At 66.7% G+C, this 17,940-nt stretch carries 17 protein-coding genes; 3 read left to right on the top strand and 14 right to left on the bottom strand.

Annotated features, from left to right (window positions below; all coding sequences use genetic code 11):
- The 7 genes from AC07XS_RS12620 to AC07XS_RS12590 all read right to left on the bottom strand — a co-directional run.
- Positions 1-1,032, bottom strand: a 1,032-nt coding sequence (locus AC07XS_RS12620; RefSeq protein WP_182714631.1) for an Hpt domain-containing protein, incomplete at its 3' end; no start/stop codon positions are given.
- Between the two features lie 30 nt (positions 1,033-1,062).
- A complete protein-coding gene (locus AC07XS_RS12615) occupies positions 1,063-1,428 on the bottom strand; it encodes a response regulator (RefSeq protein ID WP_054764756.1) in 366 nt (121 codons plus the stop codon).
- Positions 1,425-1,712, bottom strand: coding sequence for an STAS domain-containing protein (locus tag AC07XS_RS12610; protein WP_054764755.1), 288 nt, complete (start codon positions 1,710-1,712; stop codon positions 1,425-1,427). Before AC07XS_RS12610 ends, AC07XS_RS12615 begins: the two co-directional genes overlap by 4 nt.
- Before the next feature lie 74 nt (positions 1,713-1,786).
- Positions 1,787-3,739 (bottom strand): methyl-accepting chemotaxis protein, encoded by a 1,953-nt coding sequence (locus AC07XS_RS12605; RefSeq protein WP_494732675.1) that lies wholly within the window; start codon positions 3,737-3,739, stop codon positions 1,787-1,789.
- Positions 3,740-3,848: 109 nt separating this feature from the next.
- On the bottom strand, positions 3,849-4,565 hold the full coding sequence (gene trmB / locus AC07XS_RS12600; RefSeq protein ID WP_182714633.1) for a tRNA (guanosine(46)-N7)-methyltransferase TrmB: 717 nt from the start codon (positions 4,563-4,565) through the stop codon (positions 3,849-3,851).
- 47 nt (positions 4,566-4,612) lie between these two features.
- Positions 4,613-5,185 (bottom strand): cob(I)yrinic acid a,c-diamide adenosyltransferase, encoded by a 573-nt coding sequence (locus AC07XS_RS12595; protein WP_054764479.1) that lies wholly within the window; start codon positions 5,183-5,185, stop codon positions 4,613-4,615.
- Positions 5,186-5,198: 13 nt separating this feature from the next.
- Positions 5,199-5,399 carry a twin transmembrane helix small protein gene (locus tag AC07XS_RS12590; RefSeq protein ID WP_054764478.1) on the bottom strand — a complete coding sequence of 67 codons (201 nt, stop codon included), beginning with the start codon at positions 5,397-5,399 and terminating at the stop codon, positions 5,199-5,201.
- Between the two features lie 99 nt (positions 5,400-5,498).
- Here AC07XS_RS12590 and AC07XS_RS12585 point away from each other — a divergent pair, with 99 nt between their 5' ends.
- Positions 5,499-6,650: a hypothetical protein gene (locus tag AC07XS_RS12585; RefSeq protein WP_152949311.1), complete on the top strand. Its 1,152-nt coding sequence runs from the start codon at positions 5,499-5,501 to the stop codon at positions 6,648-6,650.
- Positions 6,651-6,669: 19 nt separating this feature from the next.
- Here AC07XS_RS12585 and polA read toward each other — a convergent pair whose 3' ends face one another.
- From polA to AC07XS_RS12565, 4 genes are all read right to left on the bottom strand, one after another.
- Entirely contained in the window at positions 6,670-9,585 is a 2,916-nt protein-coding gene (gene polA, locus AC07XS_RS12580; protein ID WP_182714634.1) for a DNA polymerase I, read from the bottom strand.
- A gap of 38 nt (positions 9,586-9,623) precedes the next feature.
- Entirely contained in the window at positions 9,624-10,259 is a 636-nt protein-coding gene (locus AC07XS_RS12575) for a DUF6655 family protein (RefSeq protein WP_054764475.1), read from the bottom strand.
- Entirely contained in the window at positions 10,259-10,699 is a 441-nt protein-coding gene (locus AC07XS_RS12570) for a VOC family protein (protein ID WP_054764474.1), read from the bottom strand. Before AC07XS_RS12570 ends, AC07XS_RS12575 begins: the two co-directional genes overlap by 1 nt.
- Before the next feature lie 81 nt (positions 10,700-10,780).
- Positions 10,781-11,020, bottom strand: coding sequence for a zinc-finger domain-containing protein (locus tag AC07XS_RS12565; protein ID WP_054764473.1), 240 nt, complete (start codon positions 11,018-11,020; stop codon positions 10,781-10,783).
- 106 nt (positions 11,021-11,126) lie between these two features.
- On the opposite strand from AC07XS_RS12565, the gene AC07XS_RS12560 reads away from it, so the two are divergent.
- A complete protein-coding gene (locus tag AC07XS_RS12560; protein ID WP_054764472.1) occupies positions 11,127-12,101 on the top strand; it encodes an ABC transporter ATP-binding protein in 975 nt (324 codons plus the stop codon).
- Positions 12,102-12,166: 65 nt separating this feature from the next.
- Here AC07XS_RS12560 and AC07XS_RS12555 read toward each other — a convergent pair whose 3' ends face one another.
- Together AC07XS_RS12555 and AC07XS_RS12550 are read right to left on the bottom strand one after the other, a co-directional pair.
- The gene (locus AC07XS_RS12555) at positions 12,167-13,348 is read right to left on the bottom strand and encodes an ROK family protein (protein ID WP_054764471.1); all 1,182 of its coding nucleotides are present in this window, start codon (positions 13,346-13,348) and stop codon (positions 12,167-12,169) included.
- A 40-nt stretch (positions 13,349-13,388) separates the two neighbouring features.
- A complete protein-coding gene (locus AC07XS_RS12550; protein ID WP_054764470.1) occupies positions 13,389-14,267 on the bottom strand; it encodes a DUF6528 family protein in 879 nt (292 codons plus the stop codon).
- Positions 14,268-14,339: 72 nt separating this feature from the next.
- Between AC07XS_RS12550 and AC07XS_RS12545 the strand changes: the two genes are divergently transcribed.
- Complete coding sequence (locus AC07XS_RS12545; RefSeq protein ID WP_182714635.1) at positions 14,340-17,009, top strand: TonB-dependent receptor; 2,670 nt, start codon at positions 14,340-14,342, stop codon at positions 17,007-17,009.
- Here AC07XS_RS12545 and AC07XS_RS12540 read toward each other — a convergent pair.
- Positions 17,006-17,881 carry an alpha/beta hydrolase gene (locus tag AC07XS_RS12540; RefSeq protein ID WP_182714647.1) on the bottom strand — a complete coding sequence of 292 codons (876 nt, stop codon included), beginning with the start codon at positions 17,879-17,881 and terminating at the stop codon, positions 17,006-17,008. The two genes, AC07XS_RS12545 and AC07XS_RS12540, sit on opposite strands and share 4 nt — an antisense overlap.
- Between the last annotated feature and the right edge of the window lie 59 nt (positions 17,882-17,940).

The raw sequence follows: 17,940 nt of genomic DNA, 5'->3' as shown, positions 1-17,940 counted from the left end.
GGCCGGGGCCGGTGCGGGCTCAGGCGCGGAGACCTGGGCGGCGACCGGCGCAGGCGCGACCGGCTCGGGCGCGACCGACTGGGGCGCGACAGACTGGGGCGCGGGGGCCGGCGCCGGAGCGGCGGCGGGCGTTTCGGGCGCGGCGCCTGCAGCGGCCTTGGCCAGCAGGGCGGCGATGTCCAGTTCGTCGCTGGCGGGCAGGACGGCCGGCGGCTCTTCCTCGAAGACCAGGGCCGGGGCGCCGCCCAGCGGGGTGATGGTCAGGTCGCAGTCGGCCTCGACGAAGTCGAACACTTCCCGCACGGCCTTTTCGTCGACATCGGCGACCAGGTCGATCGTCCAGGTCAGATAGCCGTCCTCGGCGACCAGCACGTCCAGGGTCGGCAGGGCGGCCTCGTCCACAGAGACGGTGATGGGGCCCAGCCGGCCCACTTCGCGCAGCAGCAGACCCGCCTCATTGGCGCTGCCGTACATGCGGCCGTGCGGCTTGAAGACGATGCGCCAGCCGGGCTGGCCCGCGGGCGCCGCATCCGCAGCGGTAGCCTCGACCGCCAGCGCCGGGTCGTCCAGCGGCGCGTCGAAGGCCATGGGGGTGAAGCCGAAGTCGTCTTCCTCCTCCTCTTCGACGGCGGGCGGCGCCTCGCCGCCGTGGGTCAGAAGCTCCAGCTCCTGGACCAGGCCGGCCGAACGCTCTTCGTCCACCGGAGGAGCCAGGCCCTGGGCGGCCTGGATATGGTCGGCCAGCACGTCGGAGGCGCGCAGCAGGGTCTTGATCGTGACCGCGTCGCAGGGTTTGCGGCCGCCCCGCAGCTCGTCCATCAGGGTCTCGAAGACGTGGGCGAACCGGACCAGAGCCTCCAGGCCGAACGCCCCCGCCCCGCCCTTGACCGAGTGAACGGCGCGGAAGACGGCGTTGATCGTCTCCAGGTCGGTCTGACCCTGCTCCAACAGCATCAGCTTCGATTCCAGTTCGGCGAGCAGTTCGTCGCACTCCTGGAAGAAGGTGGCTTTGATGGCTTCGAAGGCGTCCATGGCTGTTGGCCCGACCGATCTGGAAAAGTGTTAGGCCGCCACGCGGCGAACGGCGTCGACCAGTTTCACCGGGTCGAAGGGTTTGACGATCCAGCCGGTCGCGCCGGCGGCGCGGGCGCGGGCCTTCTTCTCGGCGTCGCTCTCGGTCGTCAGCACCAGCACCGGGGTGGTGCGGTGGTTCGGATCGGCGCGCACGCCTTCGATGACGCCGAAACCGTCCATGCGGGGCATGTTGATGTCGGTGATGATGACGTCGGCGCCCTGGGCGGCGAGCGTCTCCAGGCCGTCCACGCCGTCTACGGCTTGGATGACGACATAGCCGGCGTCTTCCAGGGCCATCAGCAGCATGTCCCGCATGGTGCGGGAATCGTCGATGGTCAGAACGGTCTTGCTCACGCGAGCGCTCCTTCAGTGAGGTCTGGTGCGTTGGTTTCGGACGCGCCGAAGGCGGCCCATTGTTCAGCGAAAGACGTCGATTGGGGCGTGATCATCAGATCGACCCCGTCGGCCGCCCAGGTCTTGCGGGCGGAGAGAAGGACTTGGAGACAAAGACCGCCCAGGCGTTCGACGCCGCTCGCATCCACCGTTACGGCCTGGCCGCGCTTGGCCAACAGTTCGGCCTTCAGCGGCTCGGCTGCGTTCATGTCCAGGACCGATGCGAGACTTATGACCTCAGCCATTGGTGTTTCCTTGTTTCAGCCCCGTCCGCTTCGTCTCACGCGGTTGGTAAATATCGCTTGAAGAACGGAGCATTTTAGAACTCTTCCCAGCCGTCTTCGGCGGGAGCGGCCTGTTGGGCGGGCGCGGCGCCGCCGCGGCCCAGGGTCTTGAGAGCCTGGACCATGCGATGGGCCGGCTTGGCCGGTGCGGAAGACGCAGGCGCGGGCGCAGGGGCGCGGGCGGGGGCGGCGGCGACCTGGGCCGCTGAGCCGACCTTGAACCGGGCCACCGAGGCCTGGAGCGACTGGGCCTCCTGGGCCAGAGAGTGGCTGGCGGCGGTCGACTGTTCGACCATGGCGGCGTTCTGCTGGGTGACCTGGTCCATCTGGTTGACGGCCGTATTGACCTCGGCCAGGCCGATCGCCTGTTCCTGGGCCGAGGCCGCGATTTCCGACACCAGTCCGTCGATCTCGGCCACACGGTCCACGATCCGTTGCAAAGCCTCGCCGGTCTGGCCGACCAGTTTCACCCCCGAACCGACCTGGGTGCTGGAGGTCGAGATCAGGGTCTTGATCTCCTTGGCGGCTTCCGCCGACCGCTGGGCCAGGGCGCGGACCTCGGAGGCCACCACCGCAAAGCCGCGACCGGCCTCGCCCGCCCGGGCCGCCTCGACCCCGGCGTTCAGGGCCAGGAGGTTGGTCTGGAAGGCGATCTCGTCGATGACGCCGATGATCTGGCTGATCTGTTCGGAGGAGCCCTCAATCGCCTGCATGGCCTGGACGGCGTCGCGGACGATGACGCCCGAGGTCTCGGCGTCGCCCTTGGCGGCCTGGACCACGTCCGAGGCCTGGCGCGCGCCCGACGCCGTCTTGTTCACCGTGGCGGTGATCTCGTCCAGAGCCGCCGCCGTCTCCTCCAGCCCCGCAGCCTGCTGTTCGGTGCGCCGCGACAGGTCGTCGGCGGCCTGGCTGATCTCGCCGGCGCCGGAGCGGATGCCGGCGATATTGGCCACCACCACCGAGACCGCCTGTTGCAGCTGAGCGATGGCGGCGTTGAAGTCGGACTTCAGTTGGGCGGCCTTGGGCGCGAACTCGGTGTCGATCCGATAGGTCAGGTCGCCGTCCGCCATGGCCGCCAGACCCCGGCCCAGGGCCTCGATCGTCACCCGGTCGGCTTCGGCCTCCGCTGCCTTCTCGTCCTCGCGGGCGGCCCGCTCCTGCTCGCTCATCGAGCGCTGCGAAAGCGCCTCCGCCGCCAGACGCGCCTTTTCGATGGCGGCGTCACGGAACACGGCCAGGGCCGAAGCCATCTTGCCGATTTCGTCCCCGCGCCTGATGCCGGGGATCTCGGAGGCCGTATCCCCGTCAGCCAGGCCGCGCATGCGTCGCTCCAGGGCCACCACGGGGCCCGACACCGACCGGCCGATCAACCAGCCCGCCGCCCCGACCGCCAGCAACACCAGAAAGGCCATGATGCCCAGGGCCAGGGCCGCCTTGCCGACGGCCGCGGCGATCTGGTCGGTATAGACGCCCGAGCCGATCACCCAGCCCCAGGGGGCGAAGCCCTTCACATAGGAGATCTTCGGCGAGGCCCCGTCCTGGTTCGGCTTGGCCCACTGGTAGTGGACGAAGCCCTCGCCGTCCTTCTGCACGACCGCGACGAATTCCTTGAACATCAGCACGCCGTCGGCGTCCTTGTTCTGGCTCAGGTCCTTGCCGTTCAGGGCCGGCTTCATCGGGTGCATCACCATGGTGGGATGCATGTCGTTGATCCAGAAATAGTCGTCCTGGCCATAGCGCATGGCGCCGACGGCGGCCTTGGCGGCGGCCTGGGCCTGATCGCGGGTCAGCCGGCCGGCGGCCTCTTCGCCCTGATAATAGGCGACGACGCTATGGGCGATCTCGACGGATTTCCTGGTGCGGTCGGCGATGTTCTCGCGCATCACCGAATCCAGCCGGAACAGGGCCAGGGCCGTCACGACCAGAAGGCCCGCCATCGTCACAAGCGCCAGCAGATTGATCCGCCCGCCGATCGTCAAGGCCTTCATCGTTAGCTCCGTAACCACAACCGGTTCAGGCCTAACGGACGAGGTTAAACACCCCCCTAGGGTCCGACTAAGTAAACATCCCTATGTGACAACGCGCCTCGGGCCGGCCTTACGGCGTCTTCCGATACTCCAGGAAGATCGGGACGGTGTCGCCCAGCCGCTTCTCCTCATAGCGGGTGACCACATGGTCCGCCGGTGGAACGAACGCGTCCCGATCCGCCGGCCCGATCCGCTCCAGCCCCGGCGTCCGCTCCAGCCGCTCCAGCGTCCATTCCGCATAGTCCCGCCAGTCGGTGACGAACCGCAGCGTCCCGCCGGGCTTCAGAATGCGGGCGAAGGCCTGGGCCGTCTCGTCCTGCAACAGGCGGCGCTTGTTGTGCCGGGCCTTGTGCCAGGGATCGGGAAACAGGATCAGCACCCGATCGACCGAGGCGTCGGGAAGGGCCTCGACCAGGTCGCGCGCGTCGTCGGCGTGGATGCGGACGTTCTCCAGCCCGCCTTCCTCGACATGGCGCAGGGCCGAGGCGACCCCGTTCAGAAAGGGTTCGCAGCCGATCACCAGGACGTCCGGCCGCCGCGCCGCCTGGGCCGCCATATGTTCGCCCCCGCCGAATCCGATCTCCAGCCAGACCTCGGCGGCCTCGGGCATCATCCTCAGGGGGTTCACCGGCCCCGCCTTCGGGTCCGGCGTGGCGATCCGGGGGAGCAGGGTCTCCATCAGGGCGGCCTGACGCGGCTTGATGGGTCGGGCCTTGATACGGCCGAACGACCGCAGCGGCCGCTCCAGATGCGGATTGTCGTCCTCGGGGGGCAGGTCGGGCTTCATCCGCCTGCCGTTAGCCGTCCGGAACCCCGGCGTCCATAAGCGACGCCTCAGCGCGTGGCGCCCGGCTTCCACTTGACGTCATTGGCGCCGTTGGCGTTGGCGCGGCGCCCGGCGACGAACAGATGGTCCGACAGCCGGTTCAGATAGCGCAGGGCCGCGCCGTTGACCGCCTGCCCCGCCTCGACCAGACGCACGGCGTCCCGCTCGGCGCGACGGCACACGGTGCGCGCCACATGCAGATGGGCCGACAAGGGCGAACCGCCGGGCAGGATGAAACTGTCCAGCGGCTTCAGGCTCTCGTTCATCCAGTCGATCTCCTGTTCCAGCCGCTCGACCTGGCTGTCCAGAATTCGCAGCGCCTCCCAGGCTGGGGGCGGGTCCAGCGGCGTGGCCAGATCGGCCCCCAAATCGAACAGTTCGTTCTGAATCCGCCCCAGCATGGCGTCGATCCGGTCGTTCTGGCCGCTGCTGAGCCGGGCCACCCCCAGGACGGCGTTCAGCTCATCCACCGCCCCATAGGCCTGGACCCGCAGATCGGTCTTGGACACCGGCGCGCCCGAGGCCAGCCGCGTCAGGCCCTCGTCCCCGGTCTTGGTGTAGATCTTGTTCAGCGTCACCATGGACGACCCCCGCTCAAGACGCCGTCGCCTTCCACAGCATGCCGATCACCAGAAGCAGGACCGCCAAGGCCTGCAATCCGACCCGCCAGCGCATCAGCCGGTTGGAATGGCTGCGCGCATAGGCGCCGCCGCGAAACAGAGAATACAGCCCCAGGCCCAGCGTCACCGTCACGGCGGCGATGGCGAGGAGGATCAGAATGTCCAGCATCTGCATGGACATCCTTTTAGGCGTGTCGCGCTTCCGGCGCCAGCATCGGTCGAATTGGCCGCCAGCTAAGCCATTGGTGACGATTTGTGGTGCAAGGTGCCGGGCATGACCGATCGCGCCGTCCGAAATCTCGATCACCTGAGGGGCTCGGCCTCCACCGCCCGCGTGCTGAACCTGCTGAAGGTGTGGGAAGAGAACGGCGACAGCCGGGCAGACGGCGCCCTGCGCAATCCCGACTGGGCCGCACGCCCGATCTTCCGCACCCCGGTGCTGAACCGATCCCTGATCATCAAACACCGGCTCCGACGCAACGAGACGGACCTGTTCACCGGCCGTCGCCATGTGGCGACCAAGGTGATCATTCCGATCGACGACGAGGATCTGAAGACCGGCGGCCGCTATGTCTTCGTCAATCAGATCGGCTTCGAACGGATGATGATGGAATCGTTCGGCGTCCCCGCGACCCACGCAGACATCGTCACCCTGCGCCAGATCGACCGCCTGCCGTCGCTCGACCCCTTTTTGCTTCGCGAACAGCTGCGCCGGTGCGGCCTGGAGCCGGCGCCCTGCTATTTCTCGATCAGCGAGAGCGATCTTCAGCGGATGACCACCTTCGTCCGGGGCGAGATCGAACCCCTGGTCAGCCTCAGCCTGGGCGCAGGCAACAGCGAAGCCGCCGATTCAGCGGCGCGGATGACGGCCAAGATCCTGTCCAACACCCCTGGCGACCAGCTGGAGGCCCTGCGCGAGACCCTGCGTCTGGCCCCGGAACAGTATCAGGAAGGGGTCTTCTGCTGGAAAGGCTTCCTCTACTACAAATGGACCCTGTCGACCCTGCTGGGCGAGGTGGCGGCCGTCGCCGAGGCGGTGCGCACCATCAAGCCGGTCGGTAAGGTCGATCGACAGGCCCGCGAATATCTGGACCGCAGCCGCGCCGTCCTGCGGGGCCGCATCATTCGCACCTGCGACGAGGTCAGCCGCACCCTCAGCGTCTATGACGACGCCTACGCCCGGCTGACGCGCGAGGGCAAACCCATCGCCTTCCGCGACTTCCTGCTGGACGCCCCGTCGATGTTCGCCCGCCTGGGCGACCAGCTGGGCGCGGTCCAGCACATCGTCAGCTATTGGCGTTTCCGCTTCGGCGCCGGCGCCCATCCGGCGGGGGTGGCCGAGCTGCTGGACATTTTCATGGACTTTGAAACCGGCCTTCTGGGGCGCGGCGAAAGCCCCGACGACATCATCGTCCTGGCGGCCTGAACGCCGCCGCGCCGGCGTCTCAGTGCGCCTCGTCCCAGTTGGGGGCGGCGCGGGCGTCGACGACCAGGGGCACGGTCAGGGCGACGGCGGGGTCCGAAGCGGTTTCCATGACCCGCTTGATGACGGGAATGGCGCGCTCAGCCTCCGCTTCTGGAGCCTCGAACACCAGTTCGTCATGGACCTGCAGCAGCATGCGGGTCTTCAGCCCCGCCTGGGCCAGGGCTGCGGGCATGCGGATCATGGCGCGGCGGATGATGTCGGCGGCGGCGCCCTGGATGGGGGCGTTGATGGCGGCGCGCTCGCCGAACTGGCGTTCGGCGCCCGATTTCGAGTGTATGGCGGGGATGTGGATCCGACGCCCGAAGACGGTGGAGACGAAGCCGGCCTGGCGGACCTCGGCCTTGGTCCTGTCCATATAGGTTCGGATGCCGGGGAAGCGGTCGAAATAGGTCTTGATGTATGCGCCGGCCTCGCCCTGATCGATGCCCAGCTGGGCGGCCAGGCCGAAGGCGGAGATGCCGTAGACGATGCCGAAATTGATGGCCTTGGCGCGGCGGCGGGTCTCGGACGGCATGCCCTCGACGGGGACGCCGAACATTTCGCTGGCGGTGGCGGCGTGGATGTCCAGCCCGGCCTTGAAGGCGCGTTTCAGCTCGGGGATGTCGCCGATATGGGCCAGAAGGCGCAGTTCGATCTGGCTGTAGTCGGCGCTGATCAGCAGATGGCCGGGGGCGGCGATGAAGGCCTGGCGGATTTCGCGGCCGGTCTCGGTGCGTATGGGGATGTTCTGGAGGTTGGGATCGCTGGAGGCCAGACGGCCGGTCGAGGCGGCGGCCAGCTGATAGGAGGTGTGGACGCGGTCGGTCCGGGGGTCGGCGGCGGCGATCAGGGCGTCGGTATAGGTGCCTTTCAGCTTGGACAGCTGTCGCCAGTCCAGAAGGACACGCGGCAGGGCGTGGGTCTGGGCCAGGTCCTCCAGAACGCTGGCGTCGGTGCCCCACTGGCCGGAGGCGGTCTTCTTCCCGCCCGGCAGATTCAGCTCGCCGAACAGGATGTCGCCGATCTGGCGGGGAGAGCCGATGTTGAAGGGACGGCCCGCAATCTCATGGGCCTGGGTCTCCAACTCGGCCATGCGCAAGCCGAATTCGCTCGACAAACGCTTGAGGCGGTCGGGATCGATGCGGACGCCGGCGGTCTCCATCTCGGCCAGGACGGCGGGCATGGGCCGTTCAAGGGTCTCATAGACGGTGGACAGGCCCTCGCGCGCCAGCCGGGGCTTTAGAATGCGCCACAGACGCAGGGTGACGTCCGCATCCTCGGCGGCGTAGGTGGTGGCCGACTTCAGAGCGACGTGCTTGAAGGATTTCTGGCTCTTGCCGGTCCCCGCCACGCTCTTGAAGGGTATCGGCTCGTGGCCGAGGTGGAGCCGCGCCAGCTCGTCCATCCCGTGACCGTGCAATCCGCCTTCCAGCACATAGGAGAGCAGCAGGGTGTCGTCATAAGGCGCGACCCGGATTCCGCGCCGCGCCATGACCGCCAGATCATATTTGGCGTTCTGCAGCACCTTCAGGACCGACGGGTCTTCCAGCAGCGACTTCAGCTTCGTCAGGGCCGTCGCCTTGTCCAGTTGCTGAATAGGCTCGCGCGGCTCGCCCGCTTCCCCGAACAGCCCGCCCTCGCCCGCCTGGGGCTCATGCTCATGGGTCAGGGGGATGTAGCAGGCCTGGTTCGGCCCGACCGCCAGGGATACGCCGCACAGGCCCGCATGGGTCGCTGACAGGGCGTCGGTCTCGGTGTCGAAGCCGACCACACCCGCCTCAGTCGCCCGCGCGATCCAGCGGTCCAAAGCCTCTTCGGTCTGGACGCATTCATAAGCGTCGAGATCGAAGGACTGCGCCTCGACCGGCCCGTCCGCCGTCTGGCCATAGCGGGGCGCCGCCACCGGGGCGTTCAGATTGGGCGTGCGTTTGGGCGCGAAGGCGGAGGTTTCGCTGGGCCCCGCCTTGCCGTCTCCGACCCGACGCTGCAGCGACCGGAACTCCATCTTGTCCAGAAAGGCCGACAGGGTCTCAGGATCGGGATCGCGCACGGCGAAATCCTCGATCGGCTCCGGCGCCGGCGCATCGCAGGTCAGGCGGACCAGTTCGCGCGACAGGCGGATCTGGTCGGCGAAATTGATCAGGGTCTCGCGGCGTTTGGGCTGTTTGATCTCCCCGGCCCGCGCCAGCAGGGTGTCCAGGTCGCCGTATTCGTCCAGCAACTGCGCCGCCGTCTTCGGGCCGATGCCGGGCGCGCCCGGCACATTGTCGACGCTGTCGCCGATCAGGGCCTGAAGATCGACCATCTTCTCCGGCCCTACGCCGAACTTTTCGAACACCTCGGGCTCGGCCAGACGCCGATCCTTCATCGGATCCCACATGACGACGCCGCCGCCGATCAGCTGCATCAGATCCTTGTCGGAGCTGACGATCACCGCCTCGCCTCCGGCGTCGCGGGCCTTGCAGGCATAGGTGGCGATCAGATCGTCGGCCTCATAGCCGGGCAGCTCGACGCAATGGACGCCGAAGGCCGCCGTCGCCTCGCGCACCAGAGGAAACTGCGGCACCAGATCCTCGGGCGCCGGCGGGCGGTGGGCCTTGTACTGGTCGTACAGGTCGTTGCGGAAGGTCTTTTCCGAATGGTCGAAGATGGCGACCAGATGGGTGGGGCCGTCGGCGCCCTTCATGTCCTTCAGCAGCTTCCACAACATGTTGCAGTAGCCCTGGACCGCCCCCACGGGCAGGCCGTCCGACTTTCGCGTCAGGGGCGGAAGGGCGTGATAGGCGCGGAAGATATAGGCCGAGGCGTCAATCATCCACAGCCGCAGGGCGGGGCCGTCCTGGGTGAGCGGGCGGTCCTGGGAGGGGGCGGCGTCGGGAGCGGAAGCGTCGGTCATGGCCGGAACATAGGCGGCCCGAGCCGCCGCGTCAGCCGTCAGAATTCCGTCCAGCTCGATCCCGGATCGCGCTGACCCGGCTGCGCCTGCTGCTGGCCCCAGGTCACGATCATGAACAGCTTGTGGCTGCGAATCCGGTACTGTCCGATCATCGGCAGAACCGCGCCCAGGGGCGCTCCGGTCTTGGCCTCATAGAGAAAGCCGGAGAATTCGGCCACGCCCGCCCGGTCCCGATTGCTGTAAACCGACAGCTCCGGCAGCGAGACGACGTTGAAATTCTCGTTGATCGGAATCCGCATTTCGGGAATGCCGAAGACGCGGCGCATCTGCTCCAGCGCCAGGGCGCCGGTGCGGATTTCGAACACGGCGTCGGCGTCCTCCCGGGTGCGGGTCAGCCGATAACCGGCGTCCGACAGGGCCCCGCGGATTGCGCTGATGGCGTACCGGGAGTTTTCGGTCTGGAAATAGGTCTCATCGACAAACACGGTCGCGCCGGTCGGAAGCGGCAGGGACAGGCCCTCCACCGCCTTGTCTGCGGCCCGGGCCAGCAGCAGGTTTTCGGTCGCCGTGCGGCCGATGTTGGATTCCGTGGTTGAGGCGCAGGCCGAGGCCAGAAGGGCTGTCATCGAAAGGGCGGCGACGAGGCGCGCCGACGTCGCGCGAAATCCGCCCATCACCAGCTCCCCGTATTGGGCATGGACGCCCAGGGCTCGGCCGGCGTCAGGGGCGGACCGTCCTGAAGCAGTTCGATCGAAATACCGTCCGGTGAGCGGACGAAGGCCATATTGCCGTCGCGCGGCGGTCGGTTGATCACCACGCCCCCGTCCATCAGCCGCTGACAGGCGGCATAGATGTCATCGACCTTATAGGCCAGATGTCCGAAATTGCGGCCGCCCTGATAGGTTTCCGGGTCCCAATTATAGGTCAGTTCCAGCTCAGGCGACCGTTCCGCCGCCGACTGCTCCAGATTCTTGGGCGCCGCCAGAAAGACCAGGGTGAAACGTCCCGCTTCATTCTCGGTGCGACGCACCTCCTGAAGCCCCAGCAGATCGCAGTAGAAATGCAGAGAGGCGTCGAGGTCGCGAACGCGGACCATGGTGTGCAGATAGCGCAACTCTGTCTCTTTTCAGTTCAAAGGCGGGGTCGAGCGTCTCTTACAGCGGCTGAGCGGCCAAACCGCAGCCAAACCGCAGCTTCAGTGCGCCTCGGCCGCGCGGGCGGCGGGGCTCAGATATTCGCTTTCGTCATGCGGCTGGGCCGACAGGACGAAGCGACGGTCGCAATAGCCGCATTCGACGAAATCATCCTCGCCCATGTCCATATAGACCAGCGGATGGCCCAGGGCGCCGCCGCCGCCGTCGCAGGCGACACGCTTTGTCGAGACCACGATCTCTTCGGGGGGCGGAATGATCGCATCGGGGTGACGGGGCGGCATTATTCGGCTCGTATCTTGGCGAGGAGGCGTCGGACGCATACCTATGCGGCCCATTCGGCGGCGTCAAACCGCCGCGCCCCTTCCTGTCCGATCAAAGCCCGACCGAATGACCGACGCCACCACCCTGCCCGACAACGCCATTGAGGTGCGGGGGCTCAAAAAGACCTACGCCGGCTCCAAGAAGGCCGCCCCCAAGACCGCCCTGCACGGCGTGGACCTGGCGGTGAAACGCGGGTCCGTCTTCGGACTCCTGGGTCCGAACGGCGCCGGCAAATCGACCCTGATCAACATCCTGGCGGGGGTGGTCAAGAAGTCCGAGGGGACCGTGACCATCTGGGGCCGCGACATCGACAAGGAGCCGCGCGACGCCGCTGCGGCCCTGGGCGTCGTCCCGCAGGAGATCGTCGCCGACGTCTTCTTCACCCCCCGCGAGTCGCTGGAGGTTCAGGCGGGCTTCTATGGCGTGCCCAAGAACGAACGCCGTTCCGACGAGCTCCTGGCGGCCCTGGGCCTGTCGGACAAGGCCAACGCCTATGTCCGCGCCCTGTCCGGCGGCATGAAGCGTCGCCTGATGGTGGCCAAGGCCCTGGTCCACAATCCGCCTATTCTGATCCTGGACGAACCGACGGCGGGGGTGGACGTCGAACTGCGCCGTCAGCTCTGGGCCTATGTGCGCCAGATCAACGCCGAGGGCGTGACCATCGTCCTGACCACCCACTATCTGGAGGAGGCCCAGGAGCTGTGCGACACGATCGCCATCGTCAATCGGGGCCGGGTGGTGGCCTGTGAGCCCACGCCCCAGCTGCTGCGCCGGCTGGACAGCCGCAATGTGGTGGTCACGCCCGAGACGCCGCAGAAGACCCCCCCGGCCCTGAACGGCTTCCAGGTCGCGCCGCGGGCGGGCGGAGCCTTCGCCGTGACCTATAAGAAGGGGCAGTCGTCGGTGGAGCAGGTGATCAATGCGGTCCGCGCCGCAGGCGTCACCATCGCCGACATCACCACCGAGGACCCCGACCTGGAGGACGTCTTCCTAGCCCTGACCTATGGGGACGCCAGTCAGGTCGATCCGACCAGGGACTAGAAGGGGGCGAAGACAATCAGACGACGGCGCCGAACGGCCCGCTCATGAAGGGGGCCTGTTAGAGGTCAAGAACCGGCGGATTCGTGCGACGCGAGCGAGAAAAAGGCGGCTCGCAAAGGGAGTGCGGCGGCCCCCGCCGCCGAGGCGTCGCCAAGGATCGGCGACGCCTCGACCTTCGGGACAGGGCGGCAATGCCCGCGACGTTGCGGGTTGGTGAAGCGCAGCCGTTCGATCAGGCGAAGAGCCAGGGCGTGAGGCAGCCGCCCGCCCAGGACGATCCCGCCGGGATCCAGCACGCCCGATATGGCGGAAAGCACCAGGTTTAGCGGCTGTTCCGCCGCGTCCAGCCACTGGTCGATGATCGGATGATCGGCGGGGAAGTCGGCCAGAAGGTCGCCGAGCGACGCCCACCGGTCGCCGTCGCCAGCCTGCATCATCCGGAGCAGGGCGGTCAGATTGGGTTGGAACCAGTCAACGGGTATGACAGAGGCGAACTCGCCTGCATTGCCGTTGTCGCCGCGCAGGGGTTCGCCTCGCACGACGACGCCACCGCCGAATCCTGCCGAGAAGTACAGATAGGCGAAATTGTCCAACCGGCGCCCGACGCCGAACATGGCCTCGCCGATGGCCGCCGCCGTGCCGTCGTTCTCGATCCACACCGGGCCGTCGAAGGCCTTGGAGAGAATCCCGTCCAACGGTTGAAGGGCCCAGGCGTCCAGCGCAGGCGGCGGGTTGAGGCGGGCCCCGTCACCGATGAAATATCCCGTCACGGCGGCGCCGACGCCGATCCTTTGAGAGGCGGACACGCCCGCCTGGGTTTCCAGATCTCTGACGAGCTTCTGCATCTCGGCGATGGCGGCCGTCAGGGACACGTCGCGGATCGGGATCTGGCGACGGGCCAGGATCGAGCCGCTCAGATCCATGACGGCTGCGGCGACGGCGTCGGTCATGACGGAGACGCCGACCGCGTGAAGCGCCTTTGAATTGAGACTCACGGGAAGACCCGGCTTCCCACGACCTGCCACGACGGGCGCGCCTTCGATCAGCAGGTCGCGCTGCAAAAGAGATTCGACCAACCGAGCGATCGACTGTTCCGTAAGCTCAGTGGCGCGCGCCAGTTGCGCGCGCGTCATCGGCCCGTCCCGGCGCAGCAGGGACAGCAGCCGACGTTCGTTGGCCGTCGCCGTGCGTACGCCGTCCTCACGCAGGAAACGCGGCGCGATTGATCCGTAACCGACTCCCACCATAGAGGGATGCATAGCGGAAACGGCCAGCCAAGCACCTACCTTATGGTCGGGGCGGCGCAGGAATCCACCGCACCTTGTACAAATGCATGTCGTTGATCGGGACACGGACGACGCGGCCGTCTTGCATGACCGAGAAGCCGAACGCCCACCAACGTTCCTCAGCCTTGACCCAGGCCAGACGACCCTCGGCGTCGACGTCGACGGATTTGACCTGCAGCGCAGGATTCAGCGGCTCCAGAGCCTTGAAGGCGTTGGCTTCGGGATCGAAGCGCCAGGCTCCGTCGTGGGTCGTGACCAGATAATCCGATCCGTCGGCTGCCCTGGACAGATCATGTCCGTCGCGGGCGCCGGGCAGCGTCCACCGCGCCGTCTCCTGAAGTCGCGGCTCGTCACCCTCCCAATCCACCAGGGCGAAGGCCTGGATGGTGTCGTGCGATAGGGCGAAGAGACGTTGACGCTCTGCGTCCCAAACCGCCCCATGACCCGACGGCAATGGCAGGCTGAGAACCGGCTTTTCGCCGTCCGTGAGATCGTAAACGTTCAGTCGATCACCCCTGTCGTGAATCGAGAGCGCCACGGCGATGCGATCGCCGGGCAGGACGGCGGCCGAATGCGCCATGGGCGCTTCAGCGCGAAAAAGCACGTCTCCAGACGCACCGTCCAGCAGTACCACGCCCCCCGTTGAGGCTGTGATCAGCACACGACCATCGGCGACGGGCTTGCACTCATCGATCTTTTCCAAGAGCCCCGCGCGAAACCCCTGCGGCAGGTTTTCGGCCTCCGAGGCGTCCCAGCGCCAGGTCTCGCGCGGTCCTTCGGCGGCGAGTTCATAGCGCCGGACCTGATCATCTCCACAGGCCAGAAGGGCGGGCGAAGCGGAGAGCGCCGATGCGAGGGTGAAGAGGGCGGAGAGGATCATGGAGGCTCCTGAAAGTGACCCGGAACCTATAACGACGGATCATGTCATAAATATCTCACTATGAGTGAGTAAATGGAGCGCATCCCGATCACGGAGGCCCACATGTCGGTTCGCCACTCTTCGCTTCGTCAACTCTGGTTGGCGTCCACCGTTCTCTTCGCAACGCCGACGGTGGCCCAGACGGTCCCGACCGCTCCCGCCGCCCAGTTGGATGAGATCGTCGTCACCGGGGTTCGACTACAGGCGCAGAACGAAATCTCGACGAAGCGCACGGCCGCGATCATCTCGGATTCGATCAGTTCGGACGAAATCGGCAGCTTGCCGGACTTTGGTCTGGGCGAGGCGCTCGAACGGGTTCCAGGGGTCTCGACGGTTCAGAACAATGACCGCGGCGAAGCGCAGTTCTTGTCCATTCGCGGCTTGAACGCCGATTACAATCTGGTCCAGGTCGATGGGGTCGCCCTTCCGGCCAACGAACTCGGGCGCCGCAACGTTTCGCTCGACGTCATCCCCTCGTCGCTGGCGCGGCGGGTCGATGTCTCCAAGTCCGTGACCCCGAACATGAACGGAAACGCCATCGGCGGCGCGGCCGACCTCGTGACCCGCAGCGCCTTTGACGGACGCGGCGATCTGTTCATCGCTGGACGGTTCGATATTGGCGTTTGGGACAACGAACGGCATTTCAGAGACGGCGGACCGTCCGGTCAAGGCGAGGTCGTGGTCTCCAACACCTTCGGGCCCAACAACCGATTTGGCTTCGTCGTGTCGGCGAGCCGCTATATCCGCGATTCTTCGTCACTGAACTCGGCCGTCGACAACTATAGTTTCTTTGATCCGGTCACCCATGCGCGACTGGCTGTGACGGCGCCGGGTCTGGATACGGCGGACGTCGCGCCTCAGCGTCGTCGTTGGCTGGCCTACGACAACGTGCGTAAGCGAGAGGGCGTGTTCGGCAAGTTCGAATACCGTCACGGCGGCCTGGAGGCGCGCCTCACGGCGGCGGACTTCACCCATACCAACGATGAGGACCGCCAGAGCAACATCCTGATAGCGAACGGCAATCCGGTATCGGCCAGCATTTCCGCCACGGGGGGAAGCGTGACTTCCGCCAACGCCCAAGTCGATCTGGTCCAATATGACCAGGCGCGCGGCATCCGATATGTCGATTTCCGGGTGCGCTGGGCGCCCGGCGCGCGTCAGTTCGTCGACTTCGGCTTGAACGACGCCGTGGCCACCTACCGCCAGGACGCGCATCTGGCGACTTATCGCATCGCCAATACGACGATCCTCGCCTTCTCCTATGACATCGAGCGGGGCGCGTTTCCTTATTTCGACGTGGCCAACCCGGCCTTCGCCTTCGATCCCGCCAACTACCGGCAGTTTGAATACGGCACGACGCTGGACGACGCCCGCGAACAGGCCAAAACCGCGCATCTCGACTGGGGGTTCAACGTCGATCGAAGCGACCGCGGCCTGGGTCTGCAGATAGGCGCCTATGCGCGTCGCCTTGAGCGCAGCTACGATAGGGGCGTTGACAACTACCGGCCGCTGAGCTCCAGCGACTATCGCCTGTCCGCAGTAGGCCGGTTGTCCGACTACTCGCCCTTCAATGCGCGGGGGACACGAATTCTGATCGTTGATCCAGGCCTGGCCCGGGCGTTCTTCGAAGCCAACCGAGCGGGTTTCGCGGCGACCCCGACGAATGCGGCCGGCAGCATCTCCGCCGACTATGACATCGACGAGGATATTGACGCGGGGTACGCCATGGCGCGGTTCGGCGCCGATCGCCTCACCGTCTCAGGCGGCCTGCGCTACGAGCACACGAAACTCCGGTCCGGTTCCGCCGCCCTGACCGCCGGCGCCTACCTTTATGGCGTTCAGGAGACAGACTATGACGACTGGCTTCCGTCATTCCAGGCCAACTATGATCTGACCGAAAACCTGAAAGTCCGCGCCGCCTGGAGCCGGACCATTGGGCGGGCCAACTATGACGACCTCGCTGCGCGCGAAGTGCGGACGGTCAACACCGAGGGCGACTACACCATTCAGGGCGGCAATCCCTTTCTCAAACCGCGCCGGTCGAATAACGCGGATCTGAGCCTGGAATATTACGCGGGCCGTGACACCATGGCCTCGGTCGGCGTTTTCGAGAAGGATGTTTCGGACGAGATCATCGTCCTGCGGTCCACGGCAGACGAAATCATCGACGGCTCGCTGGAATCCGTCACTCGCGTACGTCCCGTCAACGCTGGCGACTTCAAGGTCCAGGGGATCGAATTCAACCTGGTGGTTTCGCGCATGGACTTCCTGCCGACCCCGTTCCAAGGGTTAGGGGTGTCCGCCAATCTGACGTTGTTGGACGGGACGCCGCCCAGTGTCGCCATGAGCGACTTCACGCAACGTCGCCTGCCGGGGCTGTTCGAGAGCGCTGACCCGGTCGTCAACCTCAAGGTCTTCTACATCTCAGGCCCCTTCACGGTGCAGGGCGCCTGGAATCATGTCGGCGACATGCTCTATTCGGTGTCCAGCAGCGACCCGCTGCAGGACCGGATCGTTGAAGCCAATGACAGGTTCGACGCCCAGGCCCGGTATCGCCTGAGCCGGAACCTCACGCTCGTCGCCCAGGCCAAGAACCTGACCAACGAACGCCGCCGCAGAATGTTCGGCCCCGACTTCGGCCTCTTGCGCGAGGAGCTCGACAACGGCCGCGCCTTCTATGCCGGCGCATTGTTCAGGTACTAGTTCAGCTCAGCCAGAAATTCGAAAATGGCCGCCTTGGCCTCCGGCTCGTCCAGCATGGGGGCGTGGCCGATCTGGGGAACCTCGACATAGGCCATGTCCGGCGCCGCCTTACGCATGCGCGCGGCGATGTCGGCGCTGAGCAGGTCCGAGACGCCGCCGCGCACCAGCAGGGTCGGCCGGTTGCGGGCCAGCCGCCGGAACATGGGCCACAGATTGGGAACCAGGGCCTTGGCGCCCGCCGCCCGGATGGGCACGGAGATGTCGGGATCATAGTCCAGGCCGATCTCGCCGTCCGGCCCCTGGCGGAAGATGCGTCGCGCGAAGGCGTCCCAGTCCGCATCCGAATAGTGGGGGAAGGTGACGGCGTTGATCCGCTTCGCATAGGCCGTCGCGTCCGCCCAGCTGTCGATCTCGACCGGCTGTCCGCTGTAGGCGGCGATGCGCGCCAGGCCCTCGGGCGCCACTTCCGGGCCAATGTCGTTCAATATGGCGGCGACCACCGCCTTGGGCCGCAGGGCGGTCAGGGCCATGGTGATCAGCCCGCCCATGGAGGTGCCCATGAAGACCGCTCGGCCCACGGCCGCCTGGTCCATCAGCGCCAGCACGTCGGCCGCATAGACGTCCGGTCGATAGGTCATCGGATCGGGCGCGCGGTCCGACAGTCCGCGTCCGCGCACATCGACCGCCAGGACCCGCCGCCCGCTCTGGGCCAGAAGCGGGGCTATCGCTTCGAAGTCGGCGCTGTTTCGCGTCAGCCCGTGGATGGCGATGACCGGCGGCCGCGCCGGGCCGGGACCGGGCGCATAGTCGCGGGCGAACAGATCCAGGCCGTCCGGCGATTTCCAGCGACGTTCGACATAGGCGGCGGCCATAGTCACGGGCGGTCTCCTTGAACCGAGAAGCCGCCACAGTAATTCACCGCGCGACGAAT

It is taken from the genome of Brevundimonas sp. GW456-12-10-14-LB3, from assembly GCF_059424365.1.
Note: the sequence above shows the minus strand (reverse complement) of the source record. Positions and strands in the feature narration are given on the sequence as shown.

Coding starts and splice junctions, on each gene's coding strand:
- AC07XS_RS12565 (WP_054764473.1), bottom strand. CDS start 11,020: ATGCCGCCCCGTCACCCCGATGCGATCATTCCGCCCCCCGAAGAGATC.
- AC07XS_RS12575 (WP_054764475.1), bottom strand. CDS start 10,259: ATGGGCGGATTTCGCGCGACGTCGGCGCGCCTCGTCGCCGCCCTTTCG.
- AC07XS_RS12560 (WP_054764472.1), top strand. CDS start 11,127: ATGACCGACGCCACCACCCTGCCCGACAACGCCATTGAGGTGCGGGGG.
- AC07XS_RS12590 (WP_054764478.1), bottom strand. CDS start 5,399: ATGCAGATGCTGGACATTCTGATCCTCCTCGCCATCGCCGCCGTGACG.
- AC07XS_RS12540 (WP_182714647.1), bottom strand. CDS start 17,881: ATGGCCGCCGCCTATGTCGAACGTCGCTGGAAATCGCCGGACGGCCTG.
- AC07XS_RS12605 (WP_494732675.1), bottom strand. CDS start 3,739: ATGAAGGCCTTGACGATCGGCGGGCGGATCAATCTGCTGGCGCTTGTG.
- polA (WP_182714634.1), bottom strand. CDS start 9,585: ATGACCGACGCTTCCGCTCCCGACGCCGCCCCCTCCCAGGACCGCCCG.
- AC07XS_RS12550 (WP_054764470.1), bottom strand. CDS start 14,267: ATGATCCTCTCCGCCCTCTTCACCCTCGCATCGGCGCTCTCCGCTTCG.
- AC07XS_RS12555 (WP_054764471.1), bottom strand. CDS start 13,348: ATGGTGGGAGTCGGTTACGGATCAATCGCGCCGCGTTTCCTGCGTGAG.
- AC07XS_RS12585 (WP_152949311.1), top strand. CDS start 5,499: ATGACCGATCGCGCCGTCCGAAATCTCGATCACCTGAGGGGCTCGGCC.
- AC07XS_RS12595 (WP_054764479.1), bottom strand. CDS start 5,185: ATGGTGACGCTGAACAAGATCTACACCAAGACCGGGGACGAGGGCCTG.
- AC07XS_RS12610 (WP_054764755.1), bottom strand. CDS start 1,712: ATGGCTGAGGTCATAAGTCTCGCATCGGTCCTGGACATGAACGCAGCC.
- AC07XS_RS12545 (WP_182714635.1), top strand. CDS start 14,340: ATGGAGCGCATCCCGATCACGGAGGCCCACATGTCGGTTCGCCACTCT.
- trmB (WP_182714633.1), bottom strand. CDS start 4,565: ATGAAGCCCGACCTGCCCCCCGAGGACGACAATCCGCATCTGGAGCGG.